This is a genomic window from Pseudonocardia sp. 2-7 (assembly GCF_056341085.1).
Genome location: NZ_CP094507.1, coordinates 2,110,155 through 2,127,087 on the forward strand (window position 1 = coordinate 2,110,155; position 16,933 = coordinate 2,127,087).

The 16,933-nt window shown below is 76.5% G+C and carries 15 protein-coding genes; 11 read left to right on the plus strand and 4 right to left on the minus strand.

Annotated elements, in window-relative coordinates; translation table 11 throughout:
• Positions 1 to 46 precede the first annotated feature (46 nt).
• Both MTO91_RS10435 and MTO91_RS10440 read left to right on the plus strand, forming a co-directional pair.
• Positions 47 to 580, plus strand: coding sequence for a type II toxin-antitoxin system PemK/MazF family toxin (locus MTO91_RS10435; protein WP_251786010.1), 534 nt, complete (start codon positions 47 to 49; stop codon positions 578 to 580).
• Positions 581 to 708: 128 nt separating this feature from the next.
• Positions 709 to 2,337 carry an ABC-F family ATP-binding cassette domain-containing protein gene (locus MTO91_RS10440; RefSeq protein ID WP_476654389.1) on the plus strand — a complete coding sequence of 543 codons (1,629 nt, stop codon included), beginning with the start codon at positions 709 to 711 and terminating at the stop codon, positions 2,335 to 2,337.
• A gap of 2 nt (positions 2,338 to 2,339) precedes the next feature.
• On the opposite strand, the gene MTO91_RS10445 is transcribed toward MTO91_RS10440, so the two are convergent.
• Both MTO91_RS10445 and MTO91_RS10450 read right to left on the minus strand, forming a co-directional pair.
• The gene (locus tag MTO91_RS10445; RefSeq protein ID WP_405421879.1) at positions 2,340 to 3,011 is read right to left on the minus strand and encodes an LON peptidase substrate-binding domain-containing protein; all 672 of its coding nucleotides are present in this window, start codon (positions 3,009 to 3,011) and stop codon (positions 2,340 to 2,342) included.
• Positions 3,012 to 3,024: 13 nt separating this feature from the next.
• On the minus strand, positions 3,025 to 3,735 hold the full coding sequence (locus MTO91_RS10450; protein ID WP_476654390.1) for an NUDIX hydrolase: 711 nt from the start codon (positions 3,733 to 3,735) through the stop codon (positions 3,025 to 3,027).
• Between the two features lie 166 nt (positions 3,736 to 3,901).
• Here MTO91_RS10450 and nadA point away from each other — a divergent pair, with 166 nt between their 5' ends.
• The 3 genes from nadA to nadC are packed head-to-tail and all read left to right on the plus strand — an operon-like array spanning position 3,902 to position 7,382.
• Complete coding sequence (gene nadA / locus MTO91_RS10455; RefSeq protein ID WP_062402227.1) at positions 3,902 to 4,900, plus strand: quinolinate synthase NadA; 999 nt, start codon at positions 3,902 to 3,904, stop codon at positions 4,898 to 4,900.
• The gene (locus MTO91_RS10460; RefSeq protein ID WP_476654391.1) at positions 4,897 to 6,498 is read left to right on the plus strand and encodes an L-aspartate oxidase; all 1,602 of its coding nucleotides are present in this window, start codon (positions 4,897 to 4,899) and stop codon (positions 6,496 to 6,498) included. Before nadA ends, MTO91_RS10460 begins: the two co-directional genes overlap by 4 nt.
• Positions 6,495 to 7,382, plus strand: a complete 888-nt coding sequence (nadC, locus tag MTO91_RS10465) for a carboxylating nicotinate-nucleotide diphosphorylase (RefSeq protein WP_405417928.1) — start codon at positions 6,495 to 6,497, stop codon at positions 7,380 to 7,382. The genes MTO91_RS10460 and nadC overlap by 4 nt, the downstream gene beginning before the upstream one ends.
• Positions 7,383 to 7,453: 71 nt before the next feature.
• On the opposite strand, the gene MTO91_RS10470 is transcribed toward nadC, so the two are convergent.
• Positions 7,454 to 8,644, minus strand: a complete 1,191-nt coding sequence (locus MTO91_RS10470; RefSeq protein ID WP_476654392.1) for a winged helix DNA-binding domain-containing protein — start codon at positions 8,642 to 8,644, stop codon at positions 7,454 to 7,456.
• Between the two features lie 92 nt (positions 8,645 to 8,736).
• Between MTO91_RS10470 and hisD the strand changes: the two genes are divergently transcribed.
• The 4 genes from hisD to MTO91_RS10490 are packed head-to-tail and all read left to right on the plus strand — an operon-like array spanning position 8,737 to position 12,883.
• Positions 8,737 to 10,065 carry a histidinol dehydrogenase gene (hisD, locus tag MTO91_RS10475; RefSeq protein ID WP_476654393.1) on the plus strand — a complete coding sequence of 443 codons (1,329 nt, stop codon included), beginning with the start codon at positions 8,737 to 8,739 and terminating at the stop codon, positions 10,063 to 10,065.
• Complete coding sequence (locus tag MTO91_RS10480; RefSeq protein ID WP_346109024.1) at positions 10,062 to 11,183, plus strand: histidinol-phosphate transaminase; 1,122 nt, start codon at positions 10,062 to 10,064, stop codon at positions 11,181 to 11,183. Before hisD ends, MTO91_RS10480 begins: the two co-directional genes overlap by 4 nt.
• An 11-nt stretch (positions 11,184 to 11,194) precedes the next feature.
• On the plus strand, positions 11,195 to 11,794 hold the full coding sequence (gene hisB / locus MTO91_RS10485) for an imidazoleglycerol-phosphate dehydratase HisB (RefSeq protein ID WP_062404576.1): 600 nt from the start codon (positions 11,195 to 11,197) through the stop codon (positions 11,792 to 11,794).
• 36 nt (positions 11,795 to 11,830) lie between these two features.
• Positions 11,831 to 12,883 (plus strand): LLM class flavin-dependent oxidoreductase, encoded by a 1,053-nt coding sequence (locus MTO91_RS10490; RefSeq protein ID WP_178375225.1) that lies wholly within the window; start codon positions 11,831 to 11,833, stop codon positions 12,881 to 12,883.
• Here the strand turns inward: MTO91_RS10490 and MTO91_RS10495 are convergent.
• Entirely contained in the window at positions 12,850 to 14,235 is a 1,386-nt protein-coding gene (locus MTO91_RS10495; RefSeq protein ID WP_476654394.1) for a CoA transferase, read from the minus strand. The genes MTO91_RS10490 and MTO91_RS10495 overlap by 34 nt on opposite strands.
• A 64-nt stretch (positions 14,236 to 14,299) precedes the next feature.
• Here MTO91_RS10495 and MTO91_RS10500 point away from each other — a divergent pair, with 64 nt between their 5' ends.
• On the plus strand, positions 14,300 to 15,241 hold the full coding sequence (locus MTO91_RS10500; RefSeq protein ID WP_476654395.1) for a helix-turn-helix domain-containing protein: 942 nt from the start codon (positions 14,300 to 14,302) through the stop codon (positions 15,239 to 15,241).
• A 1,050-nt stretch (positions 15,242 to 16,291) separates the two neighbouring features.
• Complete coding sequence (hisH, locus tag MTO91_RS10505; RefSeq protein ID WP_346109033.1) at positions 16,292 to 16,927, plus strand: imidazole glycerol phosphate synthase subunit HisH; 636 nt, start codon at positions 16,292 to 16,294, stop codon at positions 16,925 to 16,927.
• Positions 16,928 to 16,933: the final 6 nt, after the last annotated feature.

The following is a 16,933-nucleotide window of genomic DNA, read 5'->3' on the forward strand; positions in this document are numbered from 1 at the left end:
GCGCCCGGTGGTCGTGACGTGCCGCACGTGCGGCAGGCTGGGCGGCATGGCGATCAACTGGGGCTCGGTGCTGCGCAAGGCCGCGGATCTGGCGGTGCAGTTCCTGAAGGACTCGCAGAAGGACGGGCAGGACCCGCGGCGCGGCCACGGCGGCGCCCGGCCCGGCCCGCCGCCGACGGCCGGGCGGGTGCGCACCGCGCCCACCGGCGACCGCGCCCGGGAGGTCGCCTATGCCCCCGAGCCCGACGGCGCCGCGGACCCCGGCGAGATCGTCTGGACCTGGGTGCCCTACGAGGAGGACGCGAGCCAGGGCAAGGACCGGCCGCTGCTCGTCGTCGGGCGGTCGGGTGGCGAGCTGCTCGGGCTGATGCTGTCCAGCCAGGACAAGCGGGCCCACGACCCGGACTGGGTCGGGATCGGCTCCGGCGCCTGGGACCGCGAGGGCCGCGACTCCTACATCCGGCTCGACCGGGTGCTGGAGGTCGAGGAGCACGGCATCCGCCGGGAGGGTGCGGTGCTGGACCGCGCGCGGTTCGACCGGGTCGCGGACGAGCTGCGGTCGCGCTACGGCTGGCGCTGAAACCCGGGTGCGCCCGTGCGGGCGCACCCGGTAGGGTCGCCGTCATCATGAGGCACTGACGACCCCCTCGACCGCGGACGCGGCACACGCCCCTGCGGTCCTCCTCCGTCTCCACCGGAGTCGTCGTCATGTCATCGACCGAGCAGGTCCACGCCGTCACCGCCCGCGGGCTGGTCCGTTCCCACGCCACCCGCGCCGGCCGTTCGCCGGTGCTCGACGGCGTCGACCTCGTCGCCGCGCCGGGCACCCGGGTCGGCCTGATCGGGGAGAACGGCTCGGGCAAGTCCACGCTGCTGCGGCTGCTCGCCGGCGTCGACACCCCGGACGGCGGGACGCTCACGGTTCCCGCGGACCGGGTGTACCTGCCGCAGGAACCCGACCTGGGCGACGGGGGGACCGTGGGCGACCTGCTCGACGCGGCGCTGCGCCCGCTGCACGACGCCGTCGCCGAGCTGGAGCGCCTGGCCGCCGGTCTGGCCGACGGCAGCGGCGCCGCCGCCTACGACCGGGTGCTGGCCTGGGCGATCGCCCACGACGCGTGGGACGCCGACCGGCGCGCCGAGGTCACCGCGGGCACGCTCGGTGTCGCCGACCTGGAGCGCGACCGGCCGGTCGCGACCCTGTCCGGGGGCGAGCGCACCCGGCTCGCGATGGCCGCCGCCCTGGTCCGCCGCCCCGCGGTGCTGCTGCTCGACGAACCCACCAACCACCTCGACGACGCCGCCCTGGAGCTGCTGGAACGCTCGCTGGTGGAGCTGCCCGGCGTCGTCGTCGCGGCGAGCCACGACCGCACCTTCCTCGACCGGGTCTGCACCGAACTGCTCGACCTCGACGCCGGCGAGCTCGGCACCGACGGGTACGGCGGGCGCCGGTTCGGCGGCTCGTTCACCGAGTACCTCGACGCCGCCGCGGCGAGCCGCCGCCGCTGGGAGGAGCGCTTCGCCGCGGAGCAGGAGGAGATCGCCGCGCTGCGGGAGAAGGCGCGGGCCGGGCTGTCGACGATCGCCCCCGGGCGCGGCCCGCGCGACAACGACAAGTTCATCCACGCCTTCAAGGGGGCGGGCGTCGAACGCACCCGGGCCCGCCGGGTCCACGACGCGCAGCGCCGCCTGGAGGTCGCCGAGCGCGAGGCGGTCCGCAGGCCGCCCCGGCCGCTGGAGTTCGCCGGGCACCTCACCGGCGACACCCCGGCCGGCGGGCTCGCCGTGAGCGTGCGGGACCTGCGGGTCGACGGCAGGCTGCGGCTCGACCTGCTCGACCTGGCCGTGGGGGAGAAGCTGCTGGTCACCGGCCCCAACGGGGCCGGGAAGTCGACCCTGCTGGCGGTCCTGCACGCCGATCTCGCTCCGGACGCGGGCACCGTGGACGTCCGGGCGCGCCGGGTCGGCCTGCTGGCCCAGGACCCCGACGTCGGCCCGCCCGACCGCAGCGCCGCGGCCGCCTACGCCGAGGCCGTCGGCGTGGAGCGGGCGGAGACCGTCCCGCTGCGCGAGCTGGGGCTGCTGCACCCGCGCGAGCACGGCACCGCGGTCGGAGAGCTCAGCCTCGGCCAGCGGCGGCGGCTGGCCCTGGCCGTCGTCGTCGCCGACGCCCCGGACCTGCTGCTGCTCGACGAGCCGACCAACCACGTCTCGCTGCGGCTGGCCGGGGAGCTGGAGTCGGCGCTCGGCACTGCGCCGGGGACGGTCGTCGTCACCTCGCACGACCGGTGGCTGCGCCGGCGCTGGGAGGGGCCGCACCTCGCCGTCGGCGGGTGAGCTCAGTTCGGGCTGTGCTCGTCGGGGAACGACCCGAGCGGCGCGGGCACCGCCCGCAGGGTCTCCAGCAGGCCGCGCTCGCGGGCGAGCAGCCTGCGGATCTCCCGGAGCCGCTGCACCGCGCTGGTCTGCTCCAGCAGGAGCTGGCGGTCGCCCAGGGGCAGCAGGCAGTCCCCGGCCAGCAGGTGCGCGAGGTCGGCGGTGGGGGTGTCGTCGGCGGGCTCGGACCAGTCACCGGTCCGCCACGCGGTGTCGCAGTACTCGCGGTGCGCCGCGCGGGCGGACCGCTCCAGCATCGCCACCAGCCGCGGGTCGGCCTCGTCGCCGGTGTCGTCGGGCAGGAACTCGACCTCGCCGCAGAGGTAGGAGTGCGAGCCCGCGTCGAGGTCGAGCAGCCGGAAGCGGCGGGCCCCGCGGGTGACGACGTCGTAGCGGCCGTCGGGCAGCCGGCGGGCGTCGATGAGCACCGCGGTGCAGCCGACGGCGTGCATCCCGGCGGCCCCGGAACGGTCCGGCGAATGGCCCTCGCGCACCGCGACGACACCGAACTCGCGGTCGTGGACGGCACCGGTGAGCAGGTCGACGGTGAGCTGGCGGTAGCGGGGCTCGAAGATGTGGAGGGGAAGCGCCGCACCCGGCATCAGCACCGTCCCCAGCGGGAACAGCGGGAGCATGGCGGACACCGGCTCACGGTAGTACGCCGTCGCGGGGCCCGCCGGGTCGCGCAGGTGGCCGGAGCACGGCGAACGCGTCGGTGACCCGCATCCCGCGGTCGGTGAACCGGAAGACCGCGGCCGGGCGGCCGCCGGAACGGCCCGACGGGACGACCTCCCCGGTGGGCTCCAGCAGGCCGCGACGGGTGAGGACGCGCTGCAGGTTCGTCGCCGAGACCTCGTGGCCCAGCGCGGCCACGTAGTGCTCGCGCAGGGTCGAGATCGTGAACTCCGCGGGGGCGAGCGCGAACCCGAGGTTGGTGTAGGAGAGCTTGGCGCGCAGGCGGTCCCGCCCCGCCGCGACGATCGCGGCGTGGTCGAACGCGGTCGCGGGCAGGTCCTCGACGTCGTGCCACGCCGTGTCCCCGGGCAGCTCGGGGTCCGCGTCGGAGGGGACCAGGCCGAGGAACGCGGTGGCGATGCGGCGCTCCCCGGACACCCGGGCCGGGTCGGAGAAGACCGACAGCTGCTCGACGTGGGCGACCTCGCGGACGTCGACCTTCTCGGCAAGCTGGCGGCGCACGGAGGTCTCGACGTCCTCGTCGGGGCCCAGGGTGCCGCCGGGCAGCGCCCAGCGTCCGGCGTCCGGGTCCAGGGCCCGCTGCCAGAGCAGGGCGCCCGCCCGGCCATCCCGGATCCTGAGCACGACGGCGAGGACCTCGTGCAGGGCGGGTGGCGGTGTCACGGGGCCAGCCTAGGGCGGACCGGCCGCGGCACCGGGACGTGACGGCGGGGTGTCCGTCGGGTGAGGTCCCGGTCACGACGGAGGTGCCGGTGGCGCGCGACCGGTGCTACCATCCGCTCAGTTTCCGCCCGCTAGGCGAAAACCCGACACGGCCCGGGAGGGCGCAATGACCGGAACGCTGACGGCACCCGGCGGCACGGGGACCGACCCCGGCTGGGCCGACGAGGTGCGTGCGCTGGCCCGCGAGCGGGACGCGGTCCTGCTGGCGCACAACTACCAGCTGCCCGAGATCCAGGACGTCGCCGACCACGTGGGGGACTCGCTCGCGCTGTCCCGGATCGCGGCCGAGTCCCAGGCGTCGACGATCGTGTTCTGCGGCGTGCACTTCATGGCCGAGACCGCCAAGATCCTCAGCCCGGACAAGACCGTGCTGATCCCCGACGCGCGGGCCGGCTGCTCGCTGGCCGACTCGATCACCGCCGACCAGCTGCGGGAGTGGAAGGCCGAGCACCCGGGCGCCGTCGTCGTCTCCTACGTCAACACCACCGCCGCGGTGAAGGCCGAGACCGACATCTGCTGCACCTCCTCCAACGCCGTCGAGGTCGTCGACTCGATCCCGCGTGACCGCGAGGTGCTCTTCCTGCCCGACCAGTTCCTCGGCGCGCACGTCCGGCGCACCCTGGAGCGGGAGAACATGCACGTCTGGGCCGGGGAGTGCCACGTGCACGCCGGCATCAACGGCAAGCAGCTCACCGAGCGGGCCGCGGCCCACCCCGGCGCCGACCTGTTCGTGCACCCCGAGTGCGGCTGCGCGACCTCGGCGCTCTACCTGGCGGGCACCGGCGCGGTGCCCGCCGAGCAGGTCAGGATCCTCTCCACCGGCGGCATGATCGACGCCGCCCGCGCCACCGGCGCGACGGAGGTGCTCGTCGCGACCGAGGTCGGGATGCTGCACCAGCTGCGCCTGGCCGCCCCGGAGATCGCGTTCCGCGCGGTGAACGAGAACGCGTCCTGCCCCTACATGAAGATGATCACCGCCGAGGCGCTGCTGCGGTCGGTCCGCGAGGGCACCGACGAGGTCCACGTCGACCCCGACCTCGCCGCGCGCGGCCGCGCCGCCGTGCAGCGGATGATCGAGATCGGTCAGCCGGGAGGTGGGGAGTGACGGCGCGGGGGGTGAGCTGGGAGGCCGGAGCCGACCTGGTCGTCGTCGGGTCCGGGGTGGCCGGGCTGACCGCCGCGCTCGACGCGGCCGCGGCCGGGCTGCGCGTCGTGGTGGTCACAAAGGACGGCATCGGCGAGGGCTCCACCCGCTGGGCGCAGGGCGGGGTGGCCGTCGTGCTCGGCGACGTCGCGGGGGACTCGCTCGACTCCCACGTCGCCGACACGGTCGCCGCGGGCGGCGGGCTGAACGACGTCGCCGCGGTCGGGACGATCGTGCGCGCCGGACCGGACGCGGTGCGCAGGCTGTGCGGCCGCGGCGCCCTGTTCGACCGGAGCGGGGACCGCCCCGCGCGGACCCGGGAGGGTGGCCACTCGGCGTACCGGGTGGTCCACGCCGGGGGTGACGCGACCGGCGCGGAGATCGAGCGCGCCCTGGTCGCCGCCACCCGCTCGGCGCAGCTCACCGTGCTCGACGGGCACGTCGCCGCCGAGGTGCTGCGTGACGCCGGCCGGGTCGCCGGCCTCACGGTGCTCGACGCCCACGGTCGCGCCGGGGTGCTGTCCGCGCCCGCGGTGCTGCTCGCGACCGGCGGCTACGGCCAGCTCTACGCCTCCACCACCAACCCGGGCACCTCCACCGGCGACGGCGTCGCGCTCGCCCTGCGCGCCGGTGCGGTCGCCGCGGACCTGGAGTTCGTGCAGTTCCACCCGACCGTGCTGTGGACCGGGCCCGGCAGCGGCACCGCCGGGCGCCGCCCGCTGGTGACCGAGGCCGTCCGCGGCGAGGGCGCGGTCCTGCGCGACCGGGCCGGCACCGCGTTCATGGCCGGGGTCCACCCGCGGGCCGACCTCGCCCCGCGCGACGTCGTCGCCGCGGCGATCACCCGCCGGATGGCCGAGACCGGCAGCGCGTGCGCCTGGCTCGACGCCACCGCGCTCGACGGGTTCGCCGCACGGTTCCCGACCGTGTACGCGTCCTGCCGGGCCGCCGGGATCGACCCGCTGACCGAGCCGATCCCGGTGACCCCCGCCGCGCACTACGCCTGTGGCGGCGTCGTCACCGACACGTCCGGGCGGACCGGGGTGCCGGGCCTCTACGCCGCGGGCGAGGTCGCCCGGACGGGGCTGCACGGGGCGAACCGGCTGGCGTCGAACTCGCTGCTGGAGGGACTGGTCGTGGGGGAGCGGGTGGTCCGCGCGGTGCTCGCCGACGCGGGCCCGACCGGGGTGCCGACCCCGGCCGCGACGGTCCCGGCGCTGCCGGTGGCCGACCGCGCCGTGGTGCAGCGGGCGATGTCGGTGAGCGCCGGGATCGGCCGCGACGCCGCCGGGCTCGCCGGGGCGTCGGACGCGATCGAGGCCGTCACCGCCACCGCGGTCCCGGCCGGCCGCGCCGCGGTCGAGGACGCCGCGCTCACCCTGGTCGCCCAGGCCGTGCTGGCCGCGGCCGGTACCCGCCGGGAGACCCGCGGCTGCCACGTGCGCACCGACTTCCCGGACCGGGACGACACCTACCAGCGCTCGTCGCTGCGGGTGCGGGTCGACGCCACGGGACGGCCGGTCGTCGTGGCCGGCGAGACGCTGGCGGGTGTCGCATGAGCACCGTCGCCGCCGGGGTCGGCGGGGTCACCGAGGTCGGCGTCCCCGACCCCGACGACCTGCTGCGCGTCGTGCGCACCGCGCTGGAGGAGGACCTGCGGTACGGCCCGGACGCGACGACGGCGGCGACCGTGCCCGCCGGGGCCGTGGCGACCGCGTCGTTCACCCCGCGGGCCGACGGGGTGCTCGCCGGGCTCCCGGCCGCCCGCGCCGTGCTCGACGAGGTGCTGGGCGCGGGCGGGTACGCGGTGCTCGCCGGGGCCGCCGACGGTGACCGGCTCACCGCCGGGACCCCGGCGCTCACGGTGCGGGCCCCGGTCCGCGGACTGCTCACCGCCGAGCGCACGGCGCTGAACCTGCTCACGCACCTGTCCGGGATCGCTACGGCCACCCGCGCCTGGGTGGACGCCGTCGACGGCACCGGGGCCCGGATCCGGGACACCCGCAAGACGCTGCCGGGCCTGCGGCTGCTGGAGAAGTACGCCGTGCGGTGCGGCGGCGGGGTGAACCACCGGCTCGGGCTGGGCGACGCGGTGCTGATCAAGGACAACCACGTCGCGGCGGCCGGGTCGGTGTCCGCGGCGCTGGCCGCGGCCCGCGCGCTCGCCCCGGACCTGCCGTGCGAGGTGGAGGTCGACTCGCTCGACCAGCTCGACGAGGTCCTGGAGCTCGCCGCCGAGCTGGTGCTGCTGGACAACTTCACCGTCGCGGAGACGGCCGAGGCGGTACGGCGGCGCGGGGACCGGGCGACGCTGCTGGAGTCCTCCGGCGGGCTGGCACCGGGCAGCGCCCGGGACTACGCGGCCACCGGCGTGGACTTCCTCGCCGTCGGCGGGCTGACCCACTCGGTGACCGCGCTGGACCTGGGGCTCGACCTGGGGTGAGCACGGCCGGCCGGCACGCCCGGGCCCCGTCACGGAGGGGTCCGCGGCGTGCCACCTCGGGCCGGGCACCCTCAGGCGAGCAGCCGGGGCTGGGCGGGGGCGGGGAAGCGGGCGGAGAACCGGGCGTCGCCGAGGAACTCGCGCAGCCGTCGCGCCGCGGCCGCCACCTCGGTCCGCGCCCGGTCCGCGACCGGCGTGAGCAGCAGGGTCGCGATCCCGCCGTCCGGGCGCTGCACCCAGGTCCCGACGATCCGCCCGTCCACCCAGACCGTCGGCCCGCCGTTGCCGTTGCGGTCGAACAGCTCCGGTGCCACCTCGGCGGGCAGGTACCAGTCGCGGGCCTTCCAGCCCATCGTCGACGGGTCGAGGCTCGGCAGCAGCGCCACCGACGGCCCGGGGTCGGGGACCGGGTCCAGGTCGTCGGGGAGCAGGAACCCGGTGCCCCCGCCGTCGAGGGTCACCTCGACCGCGCCGACGTCGGCCAGCGCCGTCGTGGTGGTGGCGACGGTCCAGCCCGCCCACCACCGCAGGTCGTCGCGGCGGACCGGCCCGAACGCCCGCAGCTGGGCGCGGGCCAGCCCGGCCGCGGCGACGCGACGGGCGTCACCGTCCGGGCCGGGGGCGGGGCCGATCCCGCCGGGGACCCAGGCGTCGGCCGCGGCCCATCGGTACTGGCCGTTGATCCACGTCCCGATCGGCCGGGTCCGCAGCACCCGGCCCTCGAACCCGAGCACCAGCAGCACCCGGGTGTGGGCGGGCTGCGGGCCCCCACCGGGCAGGACGAGCCGCTGCGTGGCGAGCTCGGGCAGTGCGCGGGCGACGTCGCGGGCGGCGGTGGGACCCCGTTCGGCGAGGACCTCCAGGACCTGCCCGGCGGCCTCGGCGTACCACGCCCCGGGGTCGGCGTGGCCGGCCGCGGCGGCCTGGCGCAGCAGTTCGCGGCGCTGGACGGCGGCGACGTCGACGGTGGCGGCGTGGTGGGCGAGCGCGGCGTGGGCGTGGCCGAACACCCAGAGCGTGCGGCGCATCGCGTGGTGGCGCAGCAGCGTGCGGTCGGTGTGCAGCGCGGCGTCGACCGGGGCGAGCGACGGGGCCGCCATCCGCGCGGCCGCCGACAGGTACACCGTGACCGGGTCGGTGGAGTGCAGCGCGACCAGGTCGTCGCTGATCGCGACGACGTCGTCGGTGCGGGTGTGCGGGGCGAGCCGGTGCCGGGTCACCAGCCGGGCCCGGCGTTCGGCGTCGCTCACGTGGCGGGTCACGCCGCGGAGACTGCCACGGCCCACCGACGGCGAGGACGTGGCTCACCCCGCCGGGATGGGACCGTGTCGGACCCCCGCCGTACCCTGGGGTCATGCTCCGCCGCCTCGACCTGCGAGCCGAACCGCTGCCCCGTCCGGCCACCCTGCGCGGCATGATGCCGCGCGCCGAGCTGGACATCGACGCCGCTCTGGAGCGTGCCCGCCCGCTGGTGGAGGACGTGCGCGACCGCGGCGCCGCCGCCGCGCTGGACGCCACCGAGCGCTTCGACCGGGTCCGTCCGGCGACCGTGCGCGTCCCGGCCGAGGCGATCTCCGCCGCCCTGCGCGACCTCGACCCGGACGTGCGCGCGGCGCTGGAGACCTCGATCGAGCGCGCCCGGATCGTGCACGCCGAGCAGCGCAGGCCCGACGTGGTCACCCAGGTCGTCCCCGGCGGCACCGTCACCGAGCGGTTCGTCCCGGTCCGCCGGGTCGGGCTCTACGCCCCGGGCGGGCTGGCGGTCTACCCGTCGAGCGTGGTCATGAACGTGGTCCCGGCGCAGGCGGCCGGCGTGGAGTCGCTGGTCGTCGCCTCCCCGGCGCAGGCGGAGTTCGGCGGACGCCCGCACCCGACGATCCTGGCGGCGGCCGCGCTGCTCGGCGTCGACGAGGTGTGGGCCGTCGGCGGCGCCCAGTGCGTCGCGCTGCTGGCCTACGGCGGCACCGACACCGACGGCGCCGAGCTGGAGCCGGTCGACATGGTCACCGGCCCCGGCAACGTCTACGTCACCGCGGCCAAGCGGATGCTGCGCGGCCTGGTCGGGATCGACGCCGAGGCCGGCACCACCGAGATCGCGATCCTCGCCGACGACACCGCGGACGCCGCGCACGTCGCCGCGGACCTCGTCTCGCAGGCCGAACACGACCCGAACGCCGCATCGGTGCTGGTCACGACCTCCGACGCGCTGGTGGAGCGGGTCGAGGCCGAGCTGGAGACCCGGGTCGGCGCGACCAAGCACACCGAGCGGGTGCGCACCGCGCTGACCGGGCCGCAGTCCGGGGTCATCCTGGTGTCCTCGACCGCCGACGGGGTCGCCGTCGTCGACGCCTACGCCGCCGAGCACCTGGAGATCCAGACCGCCGACTCCGCGGGCGACGCGGCGAAGGTCCGCAACGCGGGCGCGATCTTCGTCGGGGCCTGGTCGCCGGTGTCGCTGGGCGACTACTGCGCCGGGTCGAACCACGTGCTCCCGACCGGGGGCTGCGCGCGACACTCCGGCGGGCTGTCGACGGCGACGTTCCTGCGCGGTATCCACGTCGTCGACTACGGCCGCGCGGCGCTGGCCGAGGTCGCCGGCCGGGTCGTGACCCTGGCGAACGCCGAGGACCTGCCCGCCCACGGCGAGGCCGTGACCGCCCGGTTCGAGGGGGCCGGGGCGTGACCGCCGGTTCGACGGTCCGGCTCGCGGACCTGCCGCTGCGCGAGGACCTGCGCGGGAAGAGCCCCTACGGCGCGCCGCAGCTCGACGTCGCGGTGCGGCTCAACACCAACGAGAACCCGTACCCGCCGCCGCCCGAGCTGGTCGCCGACGTCGCGGCCTCGGTGGAGGAGGCGGCCCGTGAGCTGCACCGGTACCCCGACCGCGACCTCGTCGCGCTGCGGGGCGACCTCGCCGCCTACCTGTCCCGGCAGACCGGGGTCGAGCTGACCACGGCGAACCTGTGGGCCGCGAACGGGTCCAACGAGATCCTCCAGCAGATCCTGCAGACCTTCGGCGGTCCCGGCCGCACCGCGCTCGGCTTCGTGCCCAGCTACTCGATGCACCCGATCCTCGCCTCCGGTACGCAGACCGAGTTCGTCCCGGTGCCGCGCCGCGACGACTTCACCCTCGACGTCGACGCCGCCGTCACCGTCCTGGCCGGGAAGGCCCCGGACGTCACGTTCGTGACCAGCCCGAACAACCCGACCGGGCAGTCGATCGCCCCGGACGACCTGGCCCGGCTGGTCGACGCCGCCCCCGGGATGGTCGTCGTCGACGAGGCCTACGCCGAGTTCGCCGAGGCCACCGGCCGCCCGAGCGCCACGACCCTGCTGGCGACGCACGGCCACAAGCTCGTGGTCTCCCGCACGATGAGCAAGGCGTTCGCCTTCGCCGGCGGTCGGCTGGGCTACCTCGCCGCCGCGCCCGCGGTGATCGACGCACTCCAGCTCGTGCGGCTGCCGTACCACCTGTCGGTGCTGTCGCAGGCCGCCGCGCGGGCCGCGCTCCGCCACGCCGAGGCCACCCTCGGCTCGGTGGCGCTGCTCGCCGCCGAGCGCGACCGGATCTCCGGCGAGCTGGCCGCCGCCGGCTACGACGTCGTCGCCTCCGACGCCAACTTCATCCTCTTCGGACGCTTCGCCGACGCCGGCCGCGCCTGGAAGGGGTTCCTCGACCAGGGCGTGCTGATCCGCGACGTCGGCATCCCCGAGCGGCTGCGGGTCACCGTGGGCACGCCGGAGGAGAACGACGCCTTCCTCGCCGCCGCCACCGACCTCGCCACCAAGGAGCTGTTGTGACGACCGACAAGGTGAGCCGCATCGGACGCGTCGAACGCGTCACCAAGGAGACCCGGATCGTCGTCGAGATCGACCTCGACGGCACCGGGCGCACCGACATCGCCACCAAGGTCCCGTTCTTCGACCACATGCTCGACGCGTTCGGCAAGCACGGCAGCTTCGACCTGTCCGTGCACGCCGAGGGCGACATCGAGATCGACTCCCACCACACCGTGGAGGACGTCGCGATCGTGCTGGGGCAGGCGATCCGCCAGGCGCTGGGGGACAAGAAGGGCATCCGCCGCTTCGGCGACGCCTGGATCCCGATGGACGAGGCGCTGGCCCAGGCCGTCGTCGACGTCTCCGGCCGCCCCTACACCGTGTGCACCGGCGAGCCGGAGATGATGCGCGGCTTCGTCGTCGGCGGGCACTACCCGACCGTGCTGAACAAGCACGTGTTCGAGTCCCTGGCCTTCCACGGGCACCTCGCCCTGCACGTCCGGGTGCTCGACGGCCGCGACCCGCACCACATCACCGAGGCCGAGTTCAAGGCCGTCGCCCGCGCGCTGCGGGCCGCGACCGAGCCCGACCCGCGGGTCACCGGCGTGCCGTCCACCAAGGGCGCCCTCTGACGGAATGTTGAGCCCTCAACTTCTGTTGCAGAGGGCATGACGAAGATCGGGTTCCTGTCGTTCGGGCACCACGGGGAGGTCCCCGGGTCCCGGACCCCCACCGCCGCCGACGCGCTGCGCCAGACCGTGGAGCTGGCGCGCGCCGCGGAGGACATCGGCATCGACGGCGCCTTCGTGCGCGTGCACCACTTCGAGCGCCAGCTGGCCGCGCCGTTCCCGCTGCTCGCAGCGATCGCGGCGACCACCAGCCGGATCGAGATGGGCACCGGCGTGATCGACATGCGCTACGAGAACCCGCTCTACATGGCCGAGGAGGCCGCCGCGACCGACCTGCTCTCCGGCGGGCGGCTGCAGCTCGGCGTGAGCCGGGGGTCGCCCGAGATCGCGCTGAACGGTGCCGAGGCCTTCGGGTACCGGCCCGCCGACGGGCAGACCCACGCCGACGCCGCCCGCGCCAAGGCCGAGGTGTTTCTCGCCGCGATCCGCGGTGCCGGGGTGGCGCCCGCCGACCCGTCCCGCACCCGCGGGCGGCACGTCGCGCTGCCGGTGCAGCCGCAGTCCCCGGGCCTCGGCGACCGGATCTGGTGGGGCGCGGGCACCCGGGCCACCGCCGAGTGGGCCGCGACCCAGGGCATGAACCTGCAGAGCTCGACGCTGCTCACCGAGGACACCGGCGAGTCGTTCGACCGGCTGCAGGCCGAGCAGATCCTGCGCTACCGCGAGGCCTGGGCCGCCGCCGGGCACGAGCGCACCCCGCTGGTGTCGGTGTCGCGCAGCGTCATCCCGGTCACGACCGACCTCGACCGCCGCTACTTCGGTGAGCGCGGCGAGGACGACCAGGTCGGGATCCTCGACGGCGCCCGGTCCCGGTTCGGCCGCAGCTACGTCGGTGACCCGGACCGGATCGCCGCCGAGCTCGCCGAGGACGCCGCGGTGCGGGAGGCGGACTACGTGCTGTTCACCGTGCCCAACCAGCTCGGTGTCGAGTACAACGCGCACCTGCTGCGCTCGATCGCCGAGCGGGTCGCCCCGGCGATCGGCTGGGCGCCGGCCGGTCACCAGGTGGCGGCGGCGGTCCCCAGCAGCTGAGGCGGGCCGGGCAGCGGCGCGGGCCGGCCGTCGAACTCCAGCGGGAGCACGGGTTCGACGAGCCGGCCCATCGGCCCGTCGACGGCGTGCGTGGCGATGGTCGCCGTACCGGGCCGGGGGAGGTCCGCGACCTCCGCCGCGGTGAACATCCCGAGCCCCCGGACCCAGGTGCAGACCCCGGCGAGGGTGACCCGCACCCGCCACGAGCCGCCCTCGACGGCGCGCCGGCGCAGCGCCGCGAGCACCCCGGCGGCACCGAGCCAGGCGGCGAGGTAGTCGTTGAGCAGGTGCGTCGGCGGTAGCGACGGGGTGCCGTCCCGGCCCTCCTCGACCGCGAAGCCGGTCGCGGAGCAGGCCAGCTGGTCGAACCCGCCGCGCGCGGCCCACGGCCCGTCGGCGCCCCAGCAGTGCAGGTCCAGGGCGACGATCCCGGGCCGGAGCGCCGCCAGGTCCTCCGGTCCGAAGCCCCGGGCGGCGGTGCCCCGGTAGGCGTTGACGAACACGTCCGCCCCGCCCACCAGGTCGCGCAGCGTCGCCGCCTGCGCCGGGTCCCGCAGGTCCAGCCAGGCGTTGCGCTTCCCGCCGCCGGTCAGCGCGACCATCGCGAGCGGGTCGGGCAGGTCCGGGCGGGACACGTGCAGGACGTCCGCGCCGAACGTGCCGAGCAGCTTGGCCGCGACCGGCCCGGCGATGACGTGGGTGTCGTCGAGCACCCGCGGCCGGTCCGGGACCGGCTCCGGCGCCGCGTCGCCGATCCGCTCCACCTCGACGACCGGGCGCCCGGCCAGGTGGCGGCCCGCCGGGTGCGCGGCCCACCGGTCGGCACTCCGGACGGCCGCGGCCACCCCGCCCGCCGCGCACACCGCGTCCTCCAGGTCGACCGCGCGCCACCGGGCGGCCTCCTCGGCGATCCGCGGCCGCAGCGGCGGGCAGTCCAGCACCCGGCAGACGGCGTCGCGCTGGTGCGGGTAGGTGGTGATCAGGAAGATCCACCCGTCGGTGGTGCGGACGAAGCCGTTGTTGGCCAGCGCGGTCGGGTCCTCGGCGACGGACTGCACGTCGACCCCGCCGAGGGTGGTGAGGAACGGGGCGCGCAGGGTGTCGATCGCGTCGGCCGCCCGCACCCGGATCTCGCGGGGTGCGCCGCCGGAGTCCTCGGCGAGCCCCGCGACCTGCAGCCCGAACGCCCCGACCGCCGCGGACATCGCGTCGGCGAGACGGTGCACCGACGGCGTGAGCGGATCCGAGCCGGTCACCCGCAGCGTCGAACGCACCGGGGGAGCGTCCGGCAGCAAGGTCGCCGCCGTATCGGCGGCGGAGGGGAACCGTGCGGGCGGGGTCGTCGTGGTCATGGCTCCAGCCTGCGACGGGACGGCGGGACTCTCCACGACCTCCGTATATCCGTAGCTCAGTCGGGTGTCCGGACCCGTCGCCTCCGCCCGCGCGGTCGGCCGGGCCGACCGCATCCTGGAGCTGGTCGCGACCGCTGCGACACCCCCGTCGGTGACCGCGGTGGCCCGCGCGCTCGACCTGCCGCTCAGCTCCACCGCGGACCTGCTGCGCGAGCTGCGGGCCACCGGCTGGGTACGGCTGCGGGGGCGCGGCCACGTCCTGGGTCACCGGCCGTACGTGCTGGGACTGCTCGCCGGGGTGGGCCCGCCGACCGCGCTCACGCACACCGATCTCGACGCGCTCAGCCTCGCCGCCCGGGCCCCCGTGGCGCTCGCCGTGCTGGTCGGCGGGCAGGTGCGCTACGTCGACCACGCCGGTCCTCGGGCCCCCGACCGGCTGCAACGGGTGACGGACGTCCACCGGCCCCGCCCGCCGCTGCGCACCGCGGCGGGACGGCTGCTGCTGGCCCTGGGCGATACCGAGGAGTCCGCCCGCGGGCTGGCCGGGGTCGACGACCCGCCGGCGGTCGCGGCCTACCTCGCCGAGCGACCGGAGATCGTCCGTACCCGGCTGGCCCGCAGCGACGGGCTGGCGGACCCGGCGATCCGCGCCGTCGCCGTCCCGGTGGAGGAGGGCGGGGAGACGGTCGCGGCGGCGGTGCTCACCGGCACCCGGCGGGGCCGGGCCGACCGCAGCGTCACCCTGGACCGCGCCGCGGCCCGGCTGGCCGCCGCCCTCGCGGCCCGGGGGACGCAGGCGTCCTGGGGTGCGCCCGTGGCCGGACCCACTGGGGCGAGCACCCACCTGCAGCCGCCGCGGGCGCTCGTCATCCCCGACGATGTCGGGCTGTCCGGCACCGGCACCCGGCGCACCCCCGGGCTCCACCGCGAGGCGGTGGCGACGCCGGCGGGCATCGGCATCGACCACCACGTGCGGCTGGAGAAGGGACGCGACACCAAACCGTAGGCCCAGGTCGCCACTGCTCGCCCGCGTCCTGCAGCTCGACACCGCGGTCACGGCCCACTCGCACGGGCCGGTCCGGCCGGAGGGAGGCCGGAAACCCCGGTCCGGCTGGGGAGGTGCCCGAGGGCAGCCGGTTGCTGCTCGACGCCGTCGAGCGCGCGCAGCAACCGGACCGGGACCGCGAGGCCGCGACGCTGGTGGTCGAGTCGCGGCCTCGCGGTCCCGACCTCGCGACGCCCGCCGTCGCCGCCCGGCTCCGAGGAACTGTCGGTGGCGAGCGCGACGTTCCGCGAGGTCCGGCGATGCCACGACGTCGGCCTGCTCACCGGCGTCGTCGTGCTGGGCGTACCCGCGGCCCGGGGCCCTGGCGCTGCGCCGGGTCGACCACCCGGTTCCGTGCCCCCGGGCCACCCGGCGGCGACGACACCGACCGCCTCGCCGACCTCACCCCTCGTTGATTGCGGGTTCGCGCGGAGATCCGCCCCTCGCGCGCGTCCGGACGCACGCGGACGGAGGATCTGCGCGCGGACCGCTGATCACCGGGTGGGGCGTTGTGAGGACCCCGAACGGCGGGGCCTGTGCACCCGCCCCCGGCCGGGCCGGGCTGGTGGGGCCGGCACCGCCCCCCGGACGAGCGACACCCGGTGAGCCGGGGCACCGTGGTCCGTGGCCAGGTCCTGTGCCCGGTGTCGTGGCCACCGAGCTCCACAGCCGCCAGGGACCCGACCTGGGCGCCGTCCCGCGGATGAGTCCCGAGGATGTCGTCACCGCCGGTCTGCGGGGGCCAGCGCGAGCTCGGCGAGGTGGTGTGCGCCCGGGTGTCGAGGACGCGGTCCTGCTCCGGTCGCGGCCGAGGCGGGGCTCGCCGCGTTCGCCGGACAGAGCACGGAACGGCGACGCGCTACCGCGCGGTCCGACCCCGTACCCGGCGGCACGATCATCGGTACTCGAGCGCCGTCGCCGGTCGGCCCGAGCAGCGCACAGGTACCGATGATCACGGCGTCGCCCCCCGGGCCGCGGGGAGACGCGCGGGGCGGCGACTACGCTGGTCGCGTGGCACGCATCGTCGTCCTCGACTACGGCTCCGGGAACCTGCGCTCCGCCGAGCGCGCCCTCGAACGCGTCGGCGCGGACGTCACCGTGACGTCCGACTTCGACGCGGCGACCGAGGCCGACGGTCTCGTCGTCCCCGGGGTGGGCGCCTTCGCGGCGTGCATGCAGGGCCTGCACGCGGTCCGCGGCCCGCAGATCATCGGGCGCCGCCTCGCCGGTGGCCGCCCGGTCCTCGGCATCTGCGTCGGCATGCAGGTGATGTTCGAGCGCGGCGTCGAGTTCGACGAGGACACCGAGGGCTGCGGCGAGTGGCCCGGCACCGTCGAGCGGATCCAGGCCGACGTGCTGCCGCACATGGGGTGGAACACCGTCCGGACCCCGCAGGACAGCACCCTGTTCGCCGGGCTCGACGCCGACACCCGCTTCTACTTCGTGCACTCGTTCGGCGTCCGGCGCTGGACCCTGGAGCCCTCGCACGCGATCGCGGCGCCGAAGGTGACCTGGACCCACCACGGCGAGGACGTCGTCGCCGCGGTCGAGAACGGGCCGCTGTCGGCGACCCAGTTCCACCCGGAGAAGTCCGGCGACGCCGGCGCCGCGGTCCTGGAGAACTGGCTGCGCTCGGTCAAGGGCTGAGCCGAG

Bases quoted from the DNA above. Each gene is read 5' to 3' on its own strand.
- nadC (WP_405417928.1), top strand. From the start codon at position 6,495: ATGAGCACCGTCGCCGCCGGGGTCGGCGGGGTCACCGAGGTCGGCGTC.
- hisD (WP_476654393.1), top strand. From the start codon at position 8,737: ATGCTCCGCCGCCTCGACCTGCGAGCCGAACCGCTGCCCCGTCCGGCC.
- MTO91_RS10440 (WP_476654389.1), top strand. From the start codon at position 709: ATGTCATCGACCGAGCAGGTCCACGCCGTCACCGCCCGCGGGCTGGTC.
- MTO91_RS10435 (WP_251786010.1), top strand. From the start codon at position 47: ATGGCGATCAACTGGGGCTCGGTGCTGCGCAAGGCCGCGGATCTGGCG.
- MTO91_RS10495 (WP_476654394.1), bottom strand. From the start codon at position 14,235: ATGACCACGACGACCCCGCCCGCACGGTTCCCCTCCGCCGCCGATACG.
- MTO91_RS10490 (WP_178375225.1), top strand. From the start codon at position 11,831: ATGACGAAGATCGGGTTCCTGTCGTTCGGGCACCACGGGGAGGTCCCC.
- nadA (WP_062402227.1), top strand. From the start codon at position 3,902: ATGACCGGAACGCTGACGGCACCCGGCGGCACGGGGACCGACCCCGGC.
- MTO91_RS10445 (WP_405421879.1), bottom strand. From the start codon at position 3,011: ATGCTCCCGCTGTTCCCGCTGGGGACGGTGCTGATGCCGGGTGCGGCG.